1 protein-coding gene is annotated in these 997 nt (G+C 32.6%); it reads right to left on the minus strand.

Going from position 1 to position 997, the window contains the following annotated elements:
• Positions 1 to 176: 176 nt before the first annotated feature.
• Complete coding sequence (locus tag EVI01_RS13450) at positions 177 to 911, minus strand: hypothetical protein (RefSeq protein WP_010752306.1); 735 nt, start codon at positions 909 to 911, stop codon at positions 177 to 179.
• Positions 912 to 997 lie beyond the last annotated feature (86 nt).

Raw genomic sequence — 997 nt, forward strand, 5'->3', positions numbered from 1 at the left:
TTATTCATTCTCCTTTATATATTTAAGTTGGATAATACAACTTGTAACAAATGAAGCTAATGTTAAAATTGTGCCGATTGGTGTTAAAAAACCGCTTTTTATCGTATTAATTAATATAGCTACAAATATCGTTATATAGAATAAAAAGTGAATTGACGCTAACATTAAATTAAACATTATTTTTCCTCCATCTGTGGCAATCCAAGTCCATTCATAACATTTCGATTTACTGAATTTATAGCATTCACAGTTAAAATTCTTTGCCAACGTTTATTTCTAGGAGACCATCTCAATGCTGCTTTTTTTAATAAGGCACGTACATCATCCGATGGCTTACCATGAGTAACTAAATAAAGTCGATTGTTTTCTACATCAAAGCCGTATCCTGCTAATTCATCATGATCCACTTCTTTGTAGAAACCTTTCCACCCTTTCTCTACTGCTCTTTCTTTACGTTTTTTATCAGTTTCAAGCTTTTGATCAATCAAAATTGGATCAAACATCTTTCTCGTATTCTCAATGTAACGAGCATGCTTACCATTGTTTGAATACAGTTCACTTTCTAAATGATAAATCCGCTCTTCTTCTTTTTGCTTTTTCCTAGTGGGATAATTTGCAGGGCCACAAATCATAACTGAAGGAATAGTTGTCGCTTGTAGAATATTGGTTTTTAACTCGACAACTAGTTTGTTATAGTTCACGAGCCGTTCATTAAATTGCCGTTCATTTTCTGGAGTTAGAAACTCGCTGAATTGTTCTACAAAGCTTATAACGTACTCTCTGATTTCTTTATTAAAGTCATAGCCACGATTAAATGAAATTAATGATTCATAACGTTCCCCTACTTCACGAGGAATTTTATAAACTAATTCGAAATTTCTTTCGATTACACTTCTGAAATTTAAATTCATTTTTTCTCCTCCGCATACTTAAACTGTCGTCCTTTTGAATCAATCCATAAGCTCCTAGCTCTATCCCAGATAATATTTTTGCTCAG

Origin of the sequence: Enterococcus villorum, assembly GCF_007990225.1 — a bacterium.
GTDB lineage: Bacteria > Bacillota > Bacilli > Lactobacillales > Enterococcaceae > Enterococcus_B > Enterococcus_B villorum.